This is a genomic window from Myxococcus sp. AM009 (genome assembly GCF_013372605.1).
In the GTDB taxonomy this organism is placed as follows: Bacteria; Myxococcota; Myxococcia; order Myxococcales; family Myxococcaceae; genus Myxococcus; species Myxococcus vastator.
This window is the reverse complement of record NZ_JABXEP010000473.1, coordinates 1-428: the sequence shown is the minus strand read 5'-3', so window position 1 is coordinate 428 and position 428 is coordinate 1. Positions and strand designations below refer to the sequence as shown.

1 protein-coding gene is annotated in these 428 nt (G+C 60.7%); it reads left to right on the top strand.

All coding sequences use genetic code 11. From position 1 onward, the window contains the following. The coding region (locus HV824_RS36460; protein WP_176425346.1) for a cbb3-type cytochrome c oxidase subunit I at positions 1-428 on the top strand (428 nt) is incomplete at both ends.

Below are 428 nucleotides of genomic sequence, written 5' to 3'. Positions count from 1 at the left end.
GGGCGGCAGCGCGATGATGTATGTGAACCTGCTCTGGATCTGGGGGCACCCCGAGGTCTATATCCTGGTGCTGCCAGCGTTCGGCATCTTCTCGGAGGTGGTGGCCACGTTTTCCCGCAAGCGCCTGTTCGGCTACGCGTCGATGGTGTACGCCACGGTCGTGATCACCGTGCTGTCGTACCTCGTCTGGCTCCACCACTTTTTCACCATGGGCTCGGGCGCCAGCGTCAACTCGTTCTTCGGGATCACGACGATGATCATCTCGATCCCGACAGGCGCCAAGATCTTCAATTGGCTGTTCACGATGTATCACGGCAAGATCCGCTTCGAACCGCCCATGCTGTGGACGATCGGGTTCATGGTGACGTTCGTCATTGGCGGCATGACAGGTGTGCTGCTGGCGGTGCCGCCGGCGGACTTCTCGCTGC